The organism is Sphingobacterium puteale (assembly GCF_003627955.1).
GTDB classification, from domain to species: domain Bacteria; phylum Bacteroidota; class Bacteroidia; order Sphingobacteriales; family Sphingobacteriaceae; genus Sphingobacterium; species Sphingobacterium puteale.
On sequence record NZ_RBWS01000023.1, the window covers coordinates 74,235 to 97,884 of the forward strand.

At 40.8% G+C, this 23,650-nt stretch carries 12 protein-coding genes; 10 read left to right on the forward strand and 2 right to left on the reverse strand.

Features of this window, described 5'->3' with window-relative positions; all coding sequences use genetic code 11:
* Positions 1-116: 116 nt before the first annotated feature.
* The 3 genes from D7322_RS24060 to D7322_RS24070 all read left to right on the forward strand — a co-directional run bounded on the left by D7322_RS24060 (position 117) and on the right by D7322_RS24070 (position 5,519).
* A complete protein-coding gene (locus D7322_RS24060) occupies positions 117-2,858 on the forward strand; it encodes a 2-oxoglutarate dehydrogenase E1 component (protein ID WP_121126742.1) in 2,742 nt (913 codons plus the stop codon).
* 63 nt (positions 2,859-2,921) lie between these two features.
* Positions 2,922-4,163, forward strand: coding sequence for a 2-oxoglutarate dehydrogenase complex dihydrolipoyllysine-residue succinyltransferase (gene odhB, locus D7322_RS24065; RefSeq protein WP_121126743.1), 1,242 nt, complete (start codon positions 2,922-2,924; stop codon positions 4,161-4,163).
* A 279-nt stretch (positions 4,164-4,442) separates the two neighbouring features.
* Positions 4,443-5,519 (forward strand): hypothetical protein, encoded by a 1,077-nt coding sequence (locus D7322_RS24070; RefSeq protein WP_121126744.1) that lies wholly within the window; start codon positions 4,443-4,445, stop codon positions 5,517-5,519.
* A gap of 6 nt (positions 5,520-5,525) precedes the next feature.
* On the opposite strand, the gene D7322_RS24075 is transcribed toward D7322_RS24070, so the two are convergent.
* Entirely contained in the window at positions 5,526-7,451 is a 1,926-nt protein-coding gene (locus tag D7322_RS24075) for an LTA synthase family protein (RefSeq protein WP_183078828.1), read from the reverse strand.
* Positions 7,452-7,455: 4 nt separating this feature from the next.
* Positions 7,456-9,339: an LTA synthase family protein gene (locus D7322_RS24080; protein ID WP_121126746.1), complete on the reverse strand. Its 1,884-nt coding sequence runs from the start codon at positions 9,337-9,339 to the stop codon at positions 7,456-7,458.
* A gap of 376 nt (positions 9,340-9,715) precedes the next feature.
* On the opposite strand from D7322_RS24080, the gene D7322_RS24085 reads away from it, so the two are divergent.
* From D7322_RS24085 to D7322_RS24115, 7 genes are all read left to right on the forward strand, one after another.
* Entirely contained in the window at positions 9,716-12,352 is a 2,637-nt protein-coding gene (locus tag D7322_RS24085) for a valine--tRNA ligase (protein WP_121126747.1), read from the forward strand.
* A 156-nt stretch (positions 12,353-12,508) separates the two neighbouring features.
* Positions 12,509-12,850, forward strand: coding sequence for a DUF4342 domain-containing protein (locus D7322_RS24090; protein WP_241254838.1), 342 nt, complete (start codon positions 12,509-12,511; stop codon positions 12,848-12,850).
* Positions 12,851-13,368: 518 nt separating this feature from the next.
* Entirely contained in the window at positions 13,369-18,654 is a 5,286-nt protein-coding gene (locus D7322_RS24095; RefSeq protein WP_121126748.1) for a translocation/assembly module TamB domain-containing protein, read from the forward strand.
* Complete coding sequence (tamL, locus tag D7322_RS24100) at positions 18,620-20,950, forward strand: translocation and assembly module lipoprotein TamL (protein WP_121126749.1); 2,331 nt, start codon at positions 18,620-18,622, stop codon at positions 20,948-20,950. The genes D7322_RS24095 and tamL overlap by 35 nt, the downstream gene beginning before the upstream one ends.
* Before the next feature lie 269 nt (positions 20,951-21,219).
* On the forward strand, positions 21,220-21,690 hold the full coding sequence (locus D7322_RS24105; RefSeq protein WP_121126750.1) for a hypothetical protein: 471 nt from the start codon (positions 21,220-21,222) through the stop codon (positions 21,688-21,690).
* A gap of 306 nt (positions 21,691-21,996) precedes the next feature.
* The gene (locus D7322_RS24110; protein WP_121126751.1) at positions 21,997-22,935 is read left to right on the forward strand and encodes a malate dehydrogenase; all 939 of its coding nucleotides are present in this window, start codon (positions 21,997-21,999) and stop codon (positions 22,933-22,935) included.
* A gap of 213 nt (positions 22,936-23,148) precedes the next feature.
* Positions 23,149-23,604 (forward strand): retropepsin-like aspartic protease, encoded by a 456-nt coding sequence (locus D7322_RS24115; RefSeq protein WP_245971448.1) that lies wholly within the window; start codon positions 23,149-23,151, stop codon positions 23,602-23,604.
* Positions 23,605-23,650: the final 46 nt, after the last annotated feature.

The window sequence follows — 23,650 nt, forward strand, 5'->3', positions numbered from 1 at the left end:
AATCATGCTAAAAATGTTAAGAATTGGATAGATTTATTGATTAAATTATTCAATTTCAGTATTAGAAACTCTTTTTTTATTCATAACTTTGACAAATTTCATAGTTTTAATTGTAAATGGACAATCTGACATATTTGAGTAATGCTGATTCGGCTTATGTCGATGGCTTATATCAATCGTACAAGCAAGATCCCCAATCGGTAGATTTCGGATGGCAAAAATTCTTTGAAGGTTTTGATTTCGGTCAAAATGCTGGTGGAACGACAGGTTCAGTAGGCGAAGCTACTCCTGAGCACGTATTGAAAGAAATCAATGTGCTGAACATGATCAATGGTTACCGTGACCGTGGCCACCTCTTCACACACACCAACCCTGTTCGCGAAAGACGTAAGTACTACCCCGGAAAGGAATTGGAAACCTTTGGTCTTGCTGAGGCAGACATGAATACGGTTTTCAATGCAGGTGTCGAAGTGGGCTTAGGTCCAGCAACATTAAAAGACATCCGTCAATTGGTTGAAGACACTTATTGCCGTTCTATTGGTGCAGAATTCAAATATATCCGTAATCCAGAAAAGATAAAATGGTTGCAAGACCGCATGGAAGCGGATCGTAATATGCCAAAATTTTCTTTGGATACCAAAAAGAGAATCTTAAACAAACTTAACGATGCCGTTGCTTTTGAAAATTTTTTGGGAACCAAATTTTTGGGTCAAAAACGTTTTTCATTAGAGGGTGCGGAAAGTTTAATTCCTGCATTGGACTCTGTCATCGAGAAAGGTGCTGACATCGGTATCCAAGAGTTTGTGATCGGTATGGCGCACCGTGGTCGTTTGAATGTATTGACCAACATTATGGGTAAATCCTACAAATCCGTATTCTCTGAATTTGAAGGCAAAACCTATGCGGACGACCCCGAAGTCAACTTCGGTGGTGACGTAAAATACCATTTGGGGTTCTCCTCAGAAGTGAAAACCAACGATGGCAAATCTGTGCATCTTAGTTTGGCACCAAATCCTTCCCATCTGGAAACGGTAGATCCAATTGTCGAAGGTATGGTACGTTCTAAAATCGACTTCAAGTACGATGGCGATTCATCGAAAATTGCACCTATCATTATCCATGGTGACGCTGCAATAGCCGGTCAGGGCGTTGTCTATGAGGTCACTCAAATGTCCAAACTAGATGGCTACAAAACAGGAGGTACAGTACATATTGTCATCAATAACCAAATTGGATTTACAACAAACTATAAAGACGCACGTTCTGGAACCTATTGTACAGATGTGGCTAAAATCACTTCTTCACCTGTATTCCATGTCAATGGGGATGATGCAGAAGCTGTCGTTTATGCAATTAATTTAGCTGTTGAATACCGTCAAAAATACAAGACAGACGTATTTATCGATTTGTTATGCTACAGAAGATTTGGTCACAATGAGGCCGATGAGCCTAAGTTTACACAACCTTTGTTGTACAAAATCATTGAAAAACATCCAAATCCGAAAGAAGTATACGCAAAAAAATTAATTGCTGAAGGAAGCGTTGATGAAGTGTATTCGAAAAATATAGAGAAAGAATTTAAAGCGGAATTGCAAGCTAAATTCGAGGAAGCAAAAACAGTTGAAGTATTGACTGAAGAAATTCCGATGTTTAAAGGTGCATGGGAAGGATTGCGTCCTGCGAAAAAAGGAGAAGTATTAACAACAACCGATAAAACACAAGTTGCGAAAGATACGTTCCTGAAATTAGCGAAAGAGATCACCACGTTACCTGCGGACAAAAAATTCTTCCGTAAGATCACCCGTTTATTTGAAGACCGCGCCAAAATGATCAGCAATGATGCATACGATTGGGCAATGGGTGAATTAATGGCCTACGCGACCTTATTGGATCAGGGTAATCGTGTTCGAATTTCTGGTCAGGATGTACAACGTGGTACATTCTCACACCGTCATGCGGTATTGACGCTGGAAGATTCCGAAGAGAAATATGTTCCATTAGCAAACATTAAAGGTGGTGATAAGTTCTCGATCTACAACTCCCTTCTTTCAGAATATGCTGTTTTGGGCTTTGAATATGGTTATGCATCTTCTAATCCAAATTCATTGACAATCTGGGAAGCGCAGTTCGGTGATTTCTACAATGGTGCTCAAATTATTGTAGATCAATATCTGTCAAGTGCGGAAACAAAATGGAAACGTTCAAACGGTTTGGTCATGATGCTTCCACATGGTATGGAAGGCCAGGGGCCTGAACACTCTTCGGCACGTATCGAGAGATTCCTGGAATTATGTGCAGATGAGAACATGATCATGGCAAACTGTACATCCCCAGCAAACTACTTCCATTTATTGCGCCGTCAACTGGTACGTGAATTCCGCAAGCCATTGGTGGTATTTACGCCAAAATCCTTGTTGCGTCACCCGAAAGTGGTTTCTCCATTGAAAGACTTTACAGAAGGTGTATTCCAAGAAGTTATTGACGATGCAAATGTTGCTGCAAAAGATGTAAAACGCGTATTGTTCTGTTCCGGTAAAGTTTATTACGACTTATTGGAAAAACAGGAAGCGGACAAACGTAAGGATGTTGCGATTGTCCGTATTGAACAATTGTTCCCGGTTCCAATGGATCAATTAAAAGCAATCCGTAAAAAATACAACAAAGCCAAAGAGTTTGTATGGGTACAAGAGGAAAATGAGAACATGGGTGCATGGTCTTACTACTGCCGCAAACTGATGGGTACAGAAATTGCATTTACAGGTTTCGTAGCGCGTAAAGAAAGCGGAAGTACAGCGACAGGTTATATGAAACAACACGTTGCCCAACAAGCTGCAATCTTAAATAAATCATTCGAATAAAAACAATTTAAAATCAATTGCGTCTTATCTACAGGACGCAATTGTCAATAAAGAACATTATATATGAGCTTAGAAATTAAAGTACCAACCGTAGGTGAATCTATCACGGAGGTAACCTTATCACAATGGTTGAAACAAGATGGCGATTATGTGGAGATGGATGAAAACATCGCGGAACTGGAGTCAGACAAAGCAACGTTTGAATTACCAGCTGAAAAAGCAGGTATCTTAAGAATCATTGCACAAGAAGGTGATACTTTAGAAATCGGTGCTGTCGTTTGTACAATTGAAGAAGGTGAAGCTCCTGCTGGCGGTTCAGCTCCAGCTGCAGCGCCTGCTGCTGAGGCATCATCAACTGCTGCTCCGGCTGCTGTTGCAAAAGACGAAGATCCAGATAGCTATGCTGCTGGTACAGCCTCCCCTGCTGCTGCAAAAATTTTGAGAGAAAAAGGAATTGATCCTTCGACTATAAAAGGAACAGGCAAAGATGGCCGCATCACAAAAGAAGATGCTGAAAAAGCGCAACCTGTTGCTAAAACTGCTGCTCCAGCGGCAAAACCTGCGGCTCCGGCTGCTACCCCTGCCGCCGCTCCAGTGGCTGGTTCAAGAAATGAACGTCGTGAGAAATTATCGTCTTTACGTAAAACAATCGCGAAACGTCTGGTCGCTGTTAAAAATGAAACAGCAATGTTGACAACATTCAATGAAGTCAATATGCAGCCGATCATGGATCTACGCGCTAAATATAAAGATACGTTCAAAGAGAAATTCGGTATCGGTCTTGGTTTCATGTCTTTCTTTACAAAAGCAGTAACAACAGCATTGGCAGAATGGCCAGCAGTTAATGCTCGTATCGAAGAAAATGAAATCGTATACTCGGACTTCGCAGACGTTTCTATCGCAGTTTCTGCACCTAAAGGTCTGGTTGTACCTGTTATCCGTAATGCGGAGTCTATGTCTTTGGAGCAAATCGAAAAAGCAATTGCTACATTGGCAGGTAAAGCTCGTGACAACAAATTAACGATCGACGAGATGACTGGTGGTACATTTACAATCACTAACGGTGGTGTATTTGGATCCATGATGTCAACACCTATCATTAATGCACCGCAATCGGCTATCTTGGGTATGCACAACATCATTCAACGTCCTATCGCTGAGAATGGTCAGGTTGTGATCCGTCCAATGATGTATATCGCGCTTTCTTATGACCACCGTATTATTGACGGTCGTGAGTCAGTAAGCTTCTTGGTTCGTGTAAAACAATTATTGGAAGATCCAGCTCGTTTATTGTTGGGCGTATAATTGTTACCAGAATATTTTAACGTAAAAAACCTATACGATTGTCGTATAGGTTTTTTTATGCGAATGTTAATCATCTCTCCCGCTTCCTCGCCGCATAGACCGTCTGATTTAGCTTTTGCCGAATTCGCCGTTGCGAATATAAATCAGCGTTTTAATTTCTTCTTTTTAATTTATACTTTCATCTGTGGATATTTGATTTCGCTGATAGCCTCTTAGCAAACAAATAAGCCTAGCAGGTATTTATAGCCGGCAGAACGGAAAATGCATTAAATAAACATTATGAACGGAAAGGTAATAAGTCTGACGATGGTTCTTTTGCTCGCTGTGCTCACACTCTCTGCCAATATGGCCAATCCTTTTGGCCCACACAGCATCACAGCACAATTGGTTCCTGCAGGTAAAGCGAAAGTACTTCGCGAACGAATTGATATACACCTTGTGCGCGACTCATTGGATTATGATGATAAGAGCCAATTCAATATCGAGTATATAATCCATGCGGAGGAAAACATAGACTTCCCTTTGGTATTCCTTGCCCTCAATTTAGATGGATTAGAAAAGGTGACCATTAACCAAAAAGAGATTAAATCCGTCCCTTTGGATCCATCGGACACAAAATTCTCTTTCTTACGGTTCAAAGATGGTTATTATGAGATCAGCTATGGAAAAGCGGAATGGGAACGAATTAACCTGAGTGACGCATTTTATTTTACGGTCAAGCTTCACAAGGGTGAAAACAGCATCAAAGTTCAATACCGTGCATTTATGGGTTATGACCGTCGGGATATCCTCACAAAATATCAAATTGAATATCTCCTATTTCCTTCAAAGTACTGGTCTTCCTTTGGCCCGATTGACCTATACCTGCATACGGGGAATAAAATGAAGGCATACGCACAGGATTTGGGTGTTCCTAAAGCGCAAACTGATACGCTCGTTCACTGGATCATTGAATCCACCGGAAAACAGGACAGTTTTAAAATCGAAGTAGGCGAAAAAATATCGTTCCCCGCAAAGATACTTCTTTGGATAAATCCTGAAGTCCTTGCCCTGATCGGATCCATTCTACTGCTCTATTTTCACATCAGGTATATCTACAAAAAATACAAAACAGGTTCTTACCGCTATGCCTTGTTGCTAGGAAATCTTATTGTACCGGCGTCATTTTACGGTTTTTGTTGGTTTTGGACCAGTCTGGCAAATTACTTGGTCAATGGCATTTTTGAGCATAACGCCAGGGGTTATATCCTCCTGGTCATGTTTACGCTACCTCTGATCTATATCACCTATGACCTTGCCCTATTTGTTGTCGACAGGAGTATCAGGGCTAAATTACAGAAAAAGCAACCGGAATAAGCAGGCTTATCTTTTATAGGTCAGCTTATTTTCAATCATCCGATTGTTATATTGCTGAATAAAAGCTTTCATCTTGGTTTCCATTGTATCCAGGATTGCAGGATGCTGCTTAAGTAAATCTTGCTTCATCAACCGATCTTGCTTCATGTTATAAAGCGATACCGGTTTAAGACCATCATAAGACATCATAAAGTCTTTATAATAAAAGTTATAGCTTCCTGCATTATTGTTCAGCACAAAATTGTCCCTTCCCGGCATAAATGCATCCGAGCCAAATGCAAAATAAGGCTCATCATAATGGAGGTAATTTAAGACCGTGGGCATAATATCAATTTGTTGGACCAATTTATCCGTTTTGCCGACCAATCCATCTCCGGGTGCATAAAATATAATCGGAATCTGAAAACCACCCGCTGTGGTCTGATACTCCGGGAGGTAACTTACCGTAGCATGATCGGCGCAGATTACAAATAAGGTATTGTTGAACCAGGGCATTTTGGAGGCCGTCGCAAAAAATTCACGTAGGGCATTGTCGGTATAGCCGATCGGTTCCTGTACCGGCAGTGGCCCTTTGGGAAATTTTCCCTGATATTTTTCGGGAACCTTAAAAGGATGGTGTGAGGAAAGTGAAAAGAAACTCGCAAAAAACGGTTGTTTTAACGTGTTGATCTTATTGGCCGTAAACTGCAGAAAAGGTTCGTCCCAGATGCCCCAAATACCGTCGAAATCCTGATCGTTATTGTATTCGTTTTTACCAAAATAGTGTTGAATTCCTGCCAGTTTCATGTAGGCCGAGAAGCCCATACTTCCGTTTGGAGCACCATGAAAAAAAGCGGTTTCATAGCCTTTCTTTTTCAAAAGTTTGGCCAGACTGGTGGTCTCATTACCGGAATACACCGATAGTACAAATGGCTCACCAATGGAGGGAATCCCCGTAATGACCGACGGTAAAGCATCGATGGATTTGCGGCCGTTGGCATAGGTGTCAGTAAAGGTATAGCCATGGCGAATCAGAGAATCCAGAAAAGGAGTATATCCCTTATATTTTCCGCCTTGAATATCTTTATTCAGCTCGCCAAAATGCTCTTTTGCAAAACTTTCCAAAATCAGCACAACAACATTCTTTTTATTGAAAGGCTTATCCGTCTGCGGGAGATGAATCGGGTCATATATCTTGGCCAGCTCTTGCTCCGGATAATAATTCTTCGGTTTGAGGCTCACAGCCTTTAGAGTTTTCAGTATGCTGAATGGTGTATTCAGCACGATATTCATTTCCTCTGGGGTGTCTACGTAATCGCCGGCATTGCTCAAAGTGATCGGACGGGTGCTATGTGCCCATCCACCACGGACACCACCTATAAAAAGAAAAGCGGTCATTAAAAAGAAGGGAACCTGAACCAGGAAAGGTTTCCAGGAATAACCTTTTGGTTGTTCGAGTTTGATCAACCGATACGATTTGGACAGGCCATAAACGAGCATTGCAAATACCAGCAGGAGATACCAGTAATCAAGACAAAAGTCAAATGCCAATTTAAACAAATTGGTTTCATTTGAAAACTGGCTCAATACTGTGCCAGTGGTCCGTTTTAGTGTAAAAGGATAATAGGCATAGTCAATTAAATTCAAGGCGATCCCTAGCGAATTGACTACGACAAAAATCCATTTGGAAACCCGCTGATAGGTGGGATTATAAATGAATGGTCCGGGTACCGTTTGCATAACAATGTAGAGAATATTCAGATAGAGCAAAGCAACGGTATCAAAACGGACGCCCCCGCCAAACATCACAAACAGTTTTCCTGCATTTACGTTGGGAAATAAAGAAGAATTCAGTAGGTAAAATCCCCATCTCAGCAGGGCATAAATGATTAAAAGAAAGGCAAAACGAATGGCGACTGCAATATAGGGTGCTAGTATTCCTCTTAATTTCATCCTGTTAATATTTTAGAAATTCACGATAAACCTGTTGATAATATGCTTTGGCAATATTTAAAATACTGTCTGTTTTAGCTGCAGGATAGTCTTTGTTAGCTCGATAATTGATAATTCGCCCCACATTATCAAAAGATACCGCCTGTTCGGGTGTGATTGTCCCAAAAGCATCTTTGGAGTTATAGAACGCAATTTGCGATGTCGTAGGGTTGAATAAATCACGGCTCCAATGATATCTATTGGTTGGGAGCTTCAGCTGCGTCAATAACGTGGCTGCCAAATCCGTTTGATTTCCTATGCGATTGAAGATTTTGCCCCGATATTCAGGCTTAATTACATCGCCAAAAAAGATCAACGGAATATGAAATCTATTCGGGTGATAAAGCTCCCATTTTTCCGAGGGCAAACGATGTCCATGATCCGCAACAATTACAAAGAGCGTATTTTTATACCATGCTTCATTTTTGGCTTTGCCAATGAAATCGAAAACAGCCGAATCCGTATAGTTGGCCGTGCTTCTAAACTTATCTGCATTATTGGTACTACCAAATTTGTAACCATGCTTTAATTCGAATGGTTCGTGATTGATCAAGGTAAAGATCGTTGAAAAAAACGGTTGTTTTTCTTTGTTAAAATCTTTGATCATCTGATTAAACACGACATGATCGTAAACGCCCCAGGAAGCTCTTTCGGCATCCAGTCCAAAACTGCCATTATCAACTACTCTGGAGATCCCGTGTGTCAACATATAGGACTTGAAATTATAAAATTCACTTTGTCCGCCATGATAAAATGAGGTTTCATAACCTGCGTGATCAAATTCCTGCCCAATGGCAGGCATATTTTCATGTTTGTCAATATATTTAATGATACTTTCCGGTCCTTGGGCCGGAAATCCGCTCAAAATAGCAACCATGCCCTTGTCCGAACGGTCAGCCGCCGAATAGATATGATCAAACAAAATCCCGCCTTTGATCAGTTCTTCCATATGAGGTGTAATTCCCTTCTCACCGCCCAAAGATTGAATAAGATCGCCGACAAAACTTTCCAGCATAATGATGACAACATTCGGACGCGTGGTGGATAATACCTCGACTGCCGAATCGGGCTTGCTCTGAAAAACTGGCTTTAGCTGTTCCCGAATAGCCTTATCGTCCGATCCATAGAAATCATAAGGGTTTTTCAGCTTTGTGCTTTTGGTGAAAAAATCGCGCAAAAGTGACCACTGTGTATTCACCGCTGCATGATTATAAAAGGTAACTTCGGAATAATAAGCTTTACTGGGGTTTAGTGTCGCGCGGCCATAGCCCCCGCGGATAAAGGTAAAAAGAACAAAGACGCCTACTACCAATTTAAAAAAATTGCCAACCGGTGATTTAACATTATAAAAATGCACCTTTTTAAACATCCAGCGATAAAGAAAATAGCCACAGAATATGCCCACTAACATCCCCAATATCGGAAGAAAAACCGGTGTAGATTCTGCTGAAGCTACCGCTCCGGAAGGTGAAGCCAAGAAAGCATCTATCGCACGTTTCGATATTTTGTCGCCCCATTCGCGATAGATATTGACATTGATAAAGCTGGTTACGAAAAATAAAACGAGTACAATAACGGTATAAACATCAAGGATGGTACGCTTTGGCTGAACCTTTGGAAAGAATCCCAGAATACAATAAATAAGAAATGGAAGGGCGCAGATATAGGATACCGCTGAAAAATCAAGGCTTAATCCATGAAAATAAATTCTAAAAATTTCAGTCAAATGATCCGTCCCTATTTTCTCAAAAAAAGCAGAAATAAAGATAAATCTGTCTAAAAAACAGACAATTAGCCAAAACAAGAAATATTGTGTTAACGCTCTAAGTTCGTTCGCAAATCGTTGCATCCCTTCGTGTAAAAATAAAACAGGCAAATTTACATTAATTTACATTAAAACTTGGCTAATTGACTAGTAATATGAAGAAAAGATTAAAAAAGTATTAAGGTTTGAGTAGTGAGTAGTGAGTAGTGAGTATTGAGTATTGAGTATTGAGTACTGAGATTCTGCTTGTACAAGCCTTCGGCTTATTCGGATGGTTCCAACTTTTTAATTTTTGCCTCTTTAGACATTGTCTTCGATCTTTCATCTCTAATGCTTGCCCATTTCATCTTTAGTTCCTCGTCTTTGATCTACAATCAATAACAAGATCAATGATAACAAGGAAAATAACATAGAATTCCTTACTTTTGTATTCCTTAAAAATTTGAATATAAAATTTAAAATGAGCATAGCGAAAACTTACAATCCAAAAGAAGCTGAAGAAAAATGGTACAGCTATTGGAAAGCGAACGGATTTTTCCGGTCCACTCCTGACGAACGTGAACCTTATACGATTGTAATGCCGCCACCGAATGTCACTGGCGTATTGCACATGGGTCATATGCTGAACAATACCATTCAAGACGTTTTGATTCGCCGCGCACGTATGCAGGGTAAAAACGCTTGTTGGGTACCGGGGACTGATCACGCCTCCATCGCCACTGAAGCTAAGGTCGTCGCTATGTTAAAGGAGCAAGGCATTGATAAAAGGTCCTTATCGCGTGAGGATTTCTTAAAACATGCCTGGGAATGGAAAGAAAAATACGGTGGTATTATCTTAAAACAATTGGAAAAACTAGGTGCTTCCTGTGACTGGGACCGTACCCGTTTCACCATGGATCCTGAATTATATCAATCGGTAATCCGTGTATTTGTCGATCTTTACAATAAAGGATTAATCTACCGTGGTTACCGCATGGTCAACTGGGATCCGGAAGCAAAAACCAATATTTCGGATGAAGAAGTTGTTTACAAAGAAAAGAACGGGAAATTATACCACCTGAAATATCAAGTTGAAGGATCAGATCAATATATTGTTGTTGCGACCACTCGCCCTGAAACGATCTTTGGCGACACGGCCGTATGTATCAATCCAAATGACGAACGTTATGCCTGGTTAAAAGGAAAACAGGTAATTGTACCGATTGTAGGCCGTAAAGTGAATATCATCGAGGATGAATATGTTGATCTGGAATTTGGTACGGGCTGTCTTAAAGTAACTCCGGCACACGATGTCAATGACTACGAACTCGGCAAAAAGCATGATCTGGAATTTGTGGACATCTTTACAGACGATGCGAAGTTAAATGACAACGGCTTACATTATGCCGGCATGGATCGTTTCAAAGTCCGCAAAGAGATCGAAAAAGAACTTGAAGAAAAAGGATTGCTGGAGAAAGTAGAGAACTATACCAATAATGTCGGCACATCGGAAAGAACCGGTGCGGTTATTGAGCCTAAGATCTCCAACCAATGGTTCCTGAAAATGGAAGACCTGGGAAAACCTGCCTTGGATAATGTCATGGATGATACCATTAAATTCCATCCAACTAAATTCAAAAATATCTACCGTAACTGGATGGAAAATGTAACAGATTGGAACATTTCCAGACAATTGTGGTGGGGACATCAGATACCTGCTTACTTCTATGGCGATGGTAACGACGATTTTGTTGTTGCTCAAACCGCCGAAGAGGCACTTTCACTGGCCCAGCAAAAATCGGGCAATGCGGGTCTAACGCTTACAGATTTGCGTCAGGACGAAGATGTGCTTGACACCTGGTTTTCAGCTTGGTTATGGCCAATTTCTGTATTCAACGGTATCAATGAACCTGAAAATGAAGAGATCAACTATTACTACCCAACACAGGATCTAGTCACTGCACCTGATATAATTTTCTTCTGGGTAGCACGTATGATCGTATCGGGTTACGAATTCCGTGGGCAATTGCCTTTTGAAAATGTTTATTTCACTGGTATTGTCCGCGACAAGCTAGGCCGCAAGATGTCAAAATCTTTAGGTAATTCACCAGATCCGATTGATCTAATGAATGAATATGGTGCCGATGCAACACGGATGGGCATGTTATTGACAGCTCCTGCTGGGAATGACCTGCCTTTTGATGTCGAGCTTTGCGTTCAGGGCCGTAATTTCGCCAATAAGATCTGGAATGCCTTCCGTCTGGTAAAAGGCTGGGAGATTATTGATGCTCCGGCTTCGCAAGCAGATAAAATTTCGGCGTCATGGTTTGATGCTCGGTTCAACCAGGCATTGGCTGAAATTGAAGAAAACTTCAAACACTACCGTTTATCAGATGCCCTGATGACAACATATAAATTGGTCTGGGACGATTTCTGTGCCTGGTATCTTGAATTAGTCAAACCGGCTTATGGTTCTCCTATCGCTTCGGAAACCCGAGACAAAGTAACATCTTTCTTTCAACGTGTATTGACATTGGTACATCCGTTTATGCCTTTCCTAACGGAGGAGCTGTGGCATGATGAACTGTTCGGCGCAAAAGAGGAGCAGGACTGTATCATTGTTGCTGAATTTCCAAAAGTCAACGTATTTGATGAGCAGGTTATCAAAGATTTTGCGGTAGCGCAACAAATCATTTCCGAAGTTCGTAATATCCGCAACTCAAAAGGTATTTCTCCAAAAGTAGCATTACCTCTGGCCATTAATCAACAATCTGATATCGATCTTGGGCAATACATTGCCATCATCACAAAAATTGCCAATCTGGAGTCTGTCACTTTTGTAACTGAAAAAGTAGCCGGCGCAACAAGCTTCCTGGCAGGAAAAGATGAATGCTATGTGTTATTGGAAAATAATGTCGACATCGATGCTGAGCGCGAGCGTATCGAAAAAGAGCTGGATTACCTGAAAGGATTCCTAGTGTCTGTAGACAAAAAGCTTTCAAACGAGCGCTTTGTACAAAATGCAAAACCTGAAATTGTTGAAAACGAAAAAAGCAAGAAGGCAGACGCAGAGGCTAAAATTAAGATCCTTCAAGAAAGTTTAACGGCGTTAGGTTAAAAACCATAATATCATAATTTTTTAAAGTCCCGCGAAACCCGCGGGACTTCTTTTGAGGTGCACTTTCCTGTCCATTTATGGCCTGGTAGAATCGTACCCCTTTTATATGCTAGCTTCATTGTTGATTTTTAACTTTATACGGATTCCTGTAAAAAAATGAATAACTTTATAAGAACGAACTTAAATTATATCATTATGGGATTCAAGGAAACATTTCAAATCAACGGAGAAAACCTTTTACAAAAGATCAAAGAAATCATTGCAGAGGGTAATGTAAATAAAATCAGTATCTCGGACAAGCATGGTAAAGAAATCATGAGTTTTCCGATTACAGTTGGCGCGATCGGACTGATCCTGGCGCCGGTATTTGCCGCAATAGGCGCCGTGGCAGCCTTGCTTACCGAATGCACAATTACGGTAGAGCGCAATAGCGAAAAGAAGGAAGAGGATAAAAAGGATGGTCCCTCAGAACCACCGACAACGATCACTGTCAACTAATTTGACCTTAAAAAATTTACGATCATGAAAATCCTAAAGAATATTGTTTGTGTTTTGTTTGGCTTACTTTTTATGAATATGGGTCGTATTTGAAAATTGGAGGAAATATAAAAAACTGATGGCATAATTATCCTGTTCATCCAAACAAAAACGACAGGATCCTGTCAGGGAAAATTCCTATTATTAAGAAATTAATAGGGATTGTACGTTTTTGTTAGTATAAAATTAAAAAATAAAAAACTTTATACTCCAAAAATGGTTTGGTCAATTATTTGATGGGTTTGTAGATACCTCCTCAATAGCACGATTTAGCGCGAGATGAGGGAGGGCGGCTCAAGGTTTACATATATCTATACGTAGCGCAAATTAAACGTTATGTAGCAGAAATTAAACTTGCATATACAAGCAAATTTATCTTAGTTTGCTGAAACGGCGGGATATAACTTAATATCTGAAAAACTTTGCAAACTTTTTTCCGTTTTAGTTTTTATTAATAGATACTTAAATCAAATTATACGTTGAACAGATTTACCCGAATTGCATTCAGAACAATATTGTGGATTATTGGAGTAATAATTGCGCTGATTATTCTAGTTGTATTTTTGATCCGGATACCCGCCGTTCAAAACTATATTGCCGGAAAAGTAACGCATTATGTCGAAGGGAAAATAGGCACTCCGGTTAAAATCGGTTACATCAATATTGATTTTCCGAAAAAGTTAGTCTTACAAGATATCTATATGGAAGATCAGAGCAAGGACACTCTCGTTGCCGGAAAAAGCATCGCTGTGGACATCAACATGCTCAAGCTTCTGAAAAACACCGTAGAAATCCAAAGTATCGAAGCGGAAGGGATCACTACAAAAATTCGACGAACACTGCCTGACAGTTCCTTTAATTTTGATTATATCGTCAAAGCATTTGCCTCCGAAAAGGAAAGTAAACCTACCGCAGATACCACTTCTGCCCTCGTTTTTAATCTGGACAAGGTAAAGCTTGATAAATCTCATATCGTTTATGCTGACGATGTTATCGGAACGAGCGCTGATGTGTATCTGGGCACGCTAAATACCAATATTAAAAAATTTGACCTGACCAAAAATATGGCCTTCAACCTACCGAAGGTAAAAATAGAAGGATTGAATGCGACCGTAAAACAATGGAAGCCGGCCGTTGACGGTTCAGCTCCATCGGTCGAAGATTTTGGGATTACGGACAAGACAGCAAAAACAACGACGCTCCTTCCGGATGTGGGAATACAGATCGCCGAGCTGACTAATATCCTGGTTCGGTATGAGGATGAATCCAGTGCTCTGAAAACCAAGTTTAATATAAAGAATCTTCGGGCAGATATCAACAAGATTGATTTAAACAAAGAAATTGTCGATCTCCAGACCATCCAACTTGATGGTGCCGATAATGACGTGCTCTTTGGAAAGGTTGCAAAGAAAATTCCGCCCAAAGGCGACACGACAGCCGATACCACAAAAATTAAGTGGGTTGTCTCTGCCAAGGATATCAGCATCAATAATACAAGTCTGGCCTACAGAGATGACAATCAGGCACGCATGAAAGGCTTTGATTACTTCAATATTAAAATTCCGGGGATAAAAACAAATCTAACCGACTTATATTATAGTGCGGACTCCATTAGTGGGTCACTGAATGAGCTGACGGCATCCGATCACTCAGGCTTGGTTATTAAACAGCTCAAAGGTGACTTCAAGTATACAAATACAGGGGCAGAAATTAAAAACCTCTATGCGGAAACACCACGTACACTGATTCGGAATTACTTCAAAGTAACCTACCCATCTCTGGATATCATTACCAAAAAACCAGAACTGATCTATGTGAATGCGACGCTTAAAAAGAGTCATGTCGATATGCGCGACATTTATTACTTTGCTCCTTTCCTCGATACGATGCAGGTCATGAAACCTTTGATGGATAAAAAGTTTAATATTGATGGACGCGTGATAGGCAAGTTAAACGACCTCAATATTCCCAATATTGATTTCCAGACGCTATCCAATACGCGGATAATCGCCAGTATGCGACTGAAAGGACTGCCAAATGTGGATAAAATGTCCATTGACCTGAATCTGAAAAAATTAACCACAGGACGTTCCGATATTGAAAAACTCGTTGCAAAATCCATGCTGCCGGCCAATATCGAACTGCCGAATACGATCGGACTAACAGGTACCTTTAAAGGCGGTATGACGGCTTTTGACACCAATCTTTCATTGGTAACCGAAAAAGGAACAGCAAAATTTGACGGTAAAGTCAGCATGGCAAACAGAGATACCAGTTACGATGCTCTTGTTAGTATCCGCGATTTTGATATTGGGAAGATCATGAAAATGGACAGTACCTTAGGTATACTTTCCTTTGAAGGAAAAATAAAAGGACATGGCACGGATCTCAGGAAACTTGTCGCCAATTTCGATGGTAAAGTAAACCGCATGGATGCCATGGGTTATCGGTATCAGAATATCGATATGAATCTCATTGCAGATAAAGGTGACATCAAAGCATCGGTCGTGAGCCCCGACCCCAATATTAAGCTGAAACTGGATGCCACGGCCAATATGAAATCCAAGTATCCACAGGTAGATTTTGAATTGATGGTGGATACCATCAACCTCAAAAACCTGAAGCTAATGGCGGACGATTTCAAATACCACGGTAAGATGGTCGGTCATTTTACTTCCGCTGATCCAAACTTTCTCAATGGGGAGGCACATATCACCAACTCGTCCATTGCCTACAACGATGCCTATTACTCCTTGGACAGTATTTCCCTGATTGCAAAATCGGATACATCCAGAAATTTGTTGCTTCTTAAATCTGCTTTTTTCAATGCCCACTTGGTTGGGAAATATAAGATTCTAGAGCTACAAAATGCTATTCAAGATATTTTGCAAGTTTATTATCAACCTGGAAAACCGGTGAAGGTACCCCCCTATGAACCACAGAATATCGAGTTTTCAGCGCAGCTGACCCGTACCAAATTTGTACAGGATTTTGTCCCGGAATTGACAGAAATGAAAGATATCACCCTAGATGGAATGTTCAATAGTGCCACGAAAACCATATTGGCCAAACTGGATGCCCCTAAAATAATCTATAACGGAACAGAAATAAATAACGTTACCTTGGATATCAATACCTTGGATAGCACCCTTTATTATTCTGCTTTGATCAATAAGATCAAGGTCAGTAATATTGAACTAGTCAATACCGTGTTTAGTGGTAAGGTCATCCAGAATAATCTGGATTTCGGGTTATGGATCAAAGACAAGAAAGAGAAGGAACAATATCATTTAGGTGCCAATATGCGCGTGGACAATGGGGCCTTTGTCTTTAGTCTACTACAGGACGGACTCATGCTGAACTACGACAAATGGACCGTAAATCCGTCCAACGTGCTCAAATTTGGAAGTACGGGGATTCAGGCAAAAGACTTTGTCCTGAGCAACAAGGGGCAAGAATTGAGTATCACTTCGCAGGACAGCGTTTTGAATTCGCCTGTCAATATTTCCTTCAATAATTTCCGTATTGAGACTATAAGTAAAATGCTCGAAAGCGATATTATGGATCTGGGCGGTGGCATCAATGGGCAGGCTACTATATCACGACTGGAAAGTAATCCTGTATTTGTTTCGGATCTGGTCATCGATAAATTCTATGTTGGGAAAGATACCGTTGGAAATGTGAACATCAAAGTCAATAATGAAAAAGAAAACACCTATAATGCAAACATCAGTATCAGCGAAAATGGCAACAACGTGGTGTTAAGTGGGGATTTTATCAGTCCACCGAAAGGAGAATCGAGTCTGGATTTCACCTTGGATATTAAGCCATTGACCATGCAGACTGTGCAAGCATTTAGTTTGGGCTATCTGAAGGAGTCAAAAGGAAACCTCGAAGGTCAATTAAAAATAACAGGCTCCCCTTCCAAGCCGCTTATAGATGGCGATGTCAAGTTTAAAGATGCCCAATTTAATATCGCGATGTTAAATGCTCTTTTCAAAGCAAAAGATGAAACTATACATTTTGGTAATAACGGAATCACTTTTCCTAAATTTGCATTGGAAGACAAAAAAGGAAATATTGCTAAGGTGACGGGGTCGATCGATACAAAAACCTATACTGATTTTGATTTTAATCTCAATGTCAATACCAACAATTTTGAGGTGCTCAACTCTACCCAGACAGACAACGACATGTTCTATGGTAAGATGTACCTAACCTCCAATCTACGGATCAGAGGAAACCTAGATAAGCCTGTTGTCGATGGAACAATCAAAGTACTTGACGAAACTGACTTCACCTTTGTCATGCCAAATGAAAACCCCGGGATGGCTGACCGCAAAGGGGTGGTCGAATTTGTTGATAAGAGTGATACAACCCGTGCGAATGTATTTGCCAAGTTGGATTCGATGACCGTTACCAGATTGACAGGAATGGATGTAGACCTCAACCTGCAGACAGACAAAGAGGCTAAATTTAAAATTCTTCTGGATGCAGGCTCCCAGGATGCTCTTAATATTCAGGGTCAGGCTGAATTAAATGCCGGTATAGATGCCAGCAGCAAAATTACTTTGTCCGGAACATTTACTGTAGACAAAGGGAGTTACTCGTTTAGTTTTGGTCCCGTGAAAAAAGATTTTACCTTCCAAAAAGGAAGTACCATCACCTGGAATGGAGACCCCTTGGATGCACGACTGAATATCACAGCAGCATATACGACCAAAGCGCCTACGTTGGAATTAGTCGCGACGCAATTGGGTTCGGAAAACGCAAATTTGTATAAACAACGTGTACCATTCAACGTGTTGCTAAAAATTACGGATAAGCTCTTCCAGCCGCAATTGGGTTTTGACATTGATTTGGATGAGAACAACTCTATTGTATCCCAAGACGTGGTCAGTAAAGTAAACAATGCATTGACTACCCTCCGCGAAAACCCCTCAGAACTTAATAAGCAGGTATTCTCACTCATTGTATTGGGAAGATTTATGTCGACTAATCCATTTGAAAGTTTATCCGGAGGCGGCGGCACAGAAGCGATTGTCAGAAACAGCATCAGTTCGTTTTTGAGTGGACAGTTAAATCGTTTGGCTTCAGAATTAATTACGGGTGTAGAATTGGATTTCAACTTGACTTCTGAAGAAGATTATACTACCGGGGCTGGGCAGACAAGGACAGATCTGAATATCGGCGTCTCAAAAATGCTCCTCAATGACCGGCTGAAAATTACGATAGGTTCCAATTTTGAAGTTGAAGGCAATACCCGTCCTGGCGAAGCGTCCAATAATATCGCTGGCGATATTCAATTGGATTACCAACTTTCACAAGATGGCCGCTATTTTGCCCGTATGTATCGCAAAAACCAATATCAAGTAACCCTTCAAGGGCAATATGTGGAAACAGGTATCGGATTCATTATTAATATGGATTATAATAAGTTTAAAGAGATATGGATGAGTTCAAAAAAACTCAAAGAATACTATGATACCGACAGCAAAGGGTTTAGGAAACGCTTTAATGTGGAGCGGATGGAAACCGACTCGGTCTATCGGGACAGTGTACGTACAGTGATTAGAGACAGTTTGATGCTCCATAGTCCAGCATATCGAAAACGTATTGAAGAACGCGAAAAAGAAAAACGTAAACAAGAATTGGACTCAAGCAAGAATGCGCCAAAAAATCCGGGTCCAAAAACAAAATTAGATACGATCAGAACGACTGCGATTAAAAATGAAGATGAGGAAAGGAGTTATCATGCGAGCTAAGCTGAAATTTGCTATCGGAATATTGACACTGACTACGATCATAGCATCCTGCTCTTCTACCAAGAATTTGAAAGAAGGGGAAAGCCTGTATGTCAAAGGTAATGTCATTATAGATTCAGACACCATTTCAAAAGAGAACAAGGAAAAACTTTCGACCTATCTCCAGTCGTCCTTGATGCCCAAACCCAATAAACGTCTGGCAGGTGTCCCATTTAAGCTATATTTTAACAATATGGCCGGTGATTCCGCCAACAAAAACATGATCAAAAGATTCTTCAAGAAAATTGGAGAAGAACCCGTTCTGTTGAGCGATGTCAACCGTGAGTACAATGAAAATCTCCTACGTAACCGCATGGAAAACATTGGCTTTTTCAATGCCGAGGTTAAATCAGACACCTTGGTTGAAGAGAAAAAGGCAACTATCAATTATACGGCTAAACCGAATCTGATCTATAGGATACAATCGGTCAAGTTTGACATGGATAGCACAAGCCAATTGGGACGGGATATTCTTTCATCTTCAGACAAAAGCTTACTCCAGATAGGGAAAAATTACAGTCTTGATGTTATCTTGAATGAGCGTGACCGTATTGACAATGACCTTAAGAACAAGGGCTACTACTATTTTAGTCCGGATTATATTTTGGTGGAAGTCGATAGCTCACATCGAAATAATCGGGTAGACATGTATGTGACCGTAAAAAAGGAAACACCTGCCCAAGCGAAGATCCCGTCTAAAATCAATAAGATCTATATTTTCCCGAACTACACAGAGACCAGTTCGGGCTACCAAAGATCAACGCGCAATGCCGAACTCTTTGACAGCAGTTACTATTTTATTGATCGAAGGCGTACCTTTCGGAAGCCGGTCATTGCCAATCATATTTTCTTTAAACCGGGGGATGTCTATAACCGTACGGCGCACAACCAAACAATCAGTCATTTGGTCAGTCTAAATAGCTGGAAATTTGTGAAGAACAATTTTGTCGATAGCAAGGAAGTCCCCAATGCACTGGATGTCTACTACTATCTGACACCGTTGCCAAAAAAATCGTTGCGGGTAGAGCTTTTAGGAAAAATGGCTTCAGTCTACAACGGTACAGAGGTAAACGTCAACTGGACATTGCGCAATGCATTTAAAGGCGCTGAGCAATTGAGCTTTAACGTCTTTGGCGGATATGAAACACAGACCGGGGGAAATGCGGATCTAAATTCCAGTTATTACCGCTACGGAATGGAAGCTACAGTAACTTTTCCGAGGATACTCTCTCCCTTCGGGCATATCAATCCCTCGCGTCGCTTTATTCCCAAAACCTATGTGAAAGGCCGATACGAATTCTTGAACCGTCGCAAGGCTTATACCCTCAATTCCATTGCATTGGACTATGGTTACATCTGGCAGGAATCGGAAGAAAAGCAGCATGATTTGGCTTTACTGGAAATTACCTATGTACAGCCGAAAGGCATTTCGGAGAATTACCAAAAGCAAATGGATACGATCCCTGCTTTGCGGCATGCGATCGATCCCCAGTTTACGATCGGACCAAATTACAACTTCACGTTCCAGAATACGATGAAGCAACATTTGAAGAATACGTTCTATTTCAAAGGAAATTTAGACCTGTCGGGCAATATCCTCGGTCTGATCAAGGGAGCGGATTTTAATAAAGGCAAAACCTTCAAGTTATTTGACGCATACTTCTCTCAGTATATCAAAATAAGCGGTGACGGAAGACATTATCTTAAATTATCGGAGAATTCACAACTAGCTTCAAGGGTGAGCCTCGGTTTGAGTTATTCCTATGGGAACTCGCGCTCCCTACCTTATTTGAAACAATATTATGTCGGCGGTCCAAACAGCATCCGTGCCTTCGGCGCCCGCGCTATTGGTCCGGGAACCCTTGCTCCGGAAAAACTGAGCAATGGCCTGTTTTATGCTGATCAAACCGGTGACATCAAATTGGAATTGAATACCGAATACCGCGCTAAGCTGGCCGGTTTTGTACATTGGGCAGCATTTATTGATGCTGGTAACGTCTGGTTGCAACGTGAGGATGTCAACAAACCCGGAGCCAAGTTCAGTAAAAACTTTCTAAATGAACTTGCCGTGGGCGGTGGCGCCGGCCTACGTTTTGACTTTACTTTCCTGATTGTCCGGACGGATTTTTCGATTCCCTTCCGAATCCCTTACTTACCAAAAGGAGAACGTTGGGTGTTTAAAGATATAGATTTTGGCAGTTCGAAGTGGCGAAAAGATAACCTGATGTTCAATTTGGCTATTGGATATCCGTTCTAGACTCTCTCGCCATGAAATGCAGTTCAAAAGTTGAACAGCATTAAAATAATAATCAAACTAATGAGCCCGATAAAAAAGTCGGGCTCAGTCTTTTTTAGATTGACTTATATTTTCTCTCGTGCATGTCTAACCTGATAGACGGCCACAAAAAACGCCCACCTTATAAGATGGAGCGTTTCTGATCTTCAGCTTCAATAACTTTATCTTTCAAAACAAATAAAAGGATATCGTACATATTCTTTATGAAGAACAATTAAAATTCAAAGATTATGAAATCAAACATCATGAAGATTTGTGGATTATTGGGAATTGTATTAATCACAATAGCCACAAGCCACAGTGCATTCGCGCAATCCAAGGTCGACAACGCGCTGAATATGGCCGATGGAGCTGCGGAAACGGTAAACAAAGCCGGTAAAACCCTGAAAACAATTGGCGGTCTATTTAAGAAAAAAGACAAAAAGGAAGCTGAAAGCACTATGGCTCCAGCAACAACTATACATGTCGTAGGATTAGCATCCTATGATGATGTTGACAAATTTAAGGACAACATAGTTTCCTGCAAAGGTGTAAAAAACGCAAACCTAAAATTTAAAAAAGACAAGTCAACTATCCAAGTTGCCCACGCAGGAACTACAGAAGAATTCTTTGAAAATTTAAAGAAAACAGGCAGTTTACAGGGTAAAAACATCCTGTCTCTGGAAGAGGGAACCATCGAGATTGAAGTTCCGGCAAAATAAGTATAAGTGCAGACTACTGGTGTATTTTGCATGAAGATTTTACACATGCAAAATACCCCTTAATCAAGACTCTTGTAATAACAAGCATAGCAAACAGCAAAATCCGCCCAGGCCCTTCTATTATCTTTCCAAAATCAAGTTATTCCAGTGAAATTGATTGATTTACTGATAATAATTCATTAAATTCAAGCATTATTTACTAATCCACATTAATGCTCATGAAATATCCATGCAAAAGAACGGTACAAGCATTCGTGAAAATGGACTGGATATTCCATATGCCCATAATAAACAAATAATTTACATATGAAAGTAACTATTGTTGGTGCTGGAGCTGTAGGCGCAACTACAGCAGACAATTTAATCCGTCGAAATGTCGCCGAGGAGATTGTATTATTGGATATCAAGGAAGGATTTGCGGAAGGAAAAGCGCAGGATATGGCTCAAACGGCGGCCTTATTGGGATTTGAATCCAAAATCAAAGGTGTAACCAATGACTATCTGTCAACTGCGGGCTCCACTGTTGCTGTCATTACTTCTGGCATTCCCCGTAAACCGGGAATGACCCGTGAGGAATTGATCGGAACAAATGCAAATATCGTCAAATCAGTGGTAGAGAATTTAGTAAAACATTCTCCGGATATCATTATTGTTATTGTATCCAACCCAATGGATACGATGACTTATCTTGCACTCAAATCGAGTGGCTTGCCTAAAAATAGGATTATCGGGATGGGAGGAACATTGGATTCTGCACGCTTCAAATATCAATTGAGTGAAAAATTAAATGCTTCGGCGGCGGATCTCAACGCCATTGTCATTGGTGGCCATGGTGATACCACGATGATCCCGTTAATCAAGCACTCCACGTGGAACAGCATTCCGGTAAGCAACTTCCTTACAGCTGAGGAGCAGGAAGAGATCGTCCATAAGACGATGGTCGGTGGGGCCACATTAACGAGTCTGATCGGTACTTCAGCTTGGTATGCCCCCGGTGCCGCTACCGCTGCCGTCGTGGAAAGCATCGTGCGCGACCAAGGTAAATTATTTACTGCTTCTGTTTACCTAGAAGGGGAATTTGGACAAGAAGATATTAATCTAGGTGTTCCGGTTATCATTAACAAAAAAGGATGGGACCGTATTATTCCATTGCAGTTGGATGAGGAGGATAAAGAAAAATTCAGTAAGAGTGCCGATGCGGTACGTGCCATGAATAACGTATTGAAAGAAATCAATGCATTATAATTGGTATAAGCAAATGAAAAAAAGAGGCTGTTATTTTAAATGACAGCCTTTTTTGTAATATTCCGACCGGGCTGCCCACACTCTACAGCCGCCATTAAAAGAATAGATTATTTCTCCCTTATCTTCTATCTGACAGATGACACCCCTAAATTTTACTTTTGAGGTGAAGATAATAAGCCGGCGTCAAAATTTTTTTTAATTAAATTTTTGGCTATGTTTGGGAATATGACAAAAGTACCATTTCAAATCCTGGATCTTCAAGGGCAAGGAACACATATTCTAGTTGATGTAACACTATACGAACGCAATTTTAAAATGGTGATTGACACAGGAGCATCTAAAACCGTATTTGACAAAACCCAAATGGCACATCTTCTGGAAGATCAGTTGCTGCTGGAGCCATCAGAAACCCTTTCAACTGGTCTCGGTACCAATTCCATGGAGAGCTTTACTATGGAAATCCCCAGCCTGGCGATCGGCACCTGGCGAATCAACAAATTAAAAACTGCAGTATTGGACTTAAGTTCCATTAATTATGCCTACGGGCAAATGGAACTTGATCCCGTCATCGGGGTATTGGGGGGTGATATTTTTGCCGACTATGGCGCCGTCATTGATTACGCCAAGCAGACATTACGCTTACGCGACCGAAAAATCAAGAATAAGTAAACCTCCGGCTTGTACTCCCAAAAATCTAAATCCTCCATACGAACTA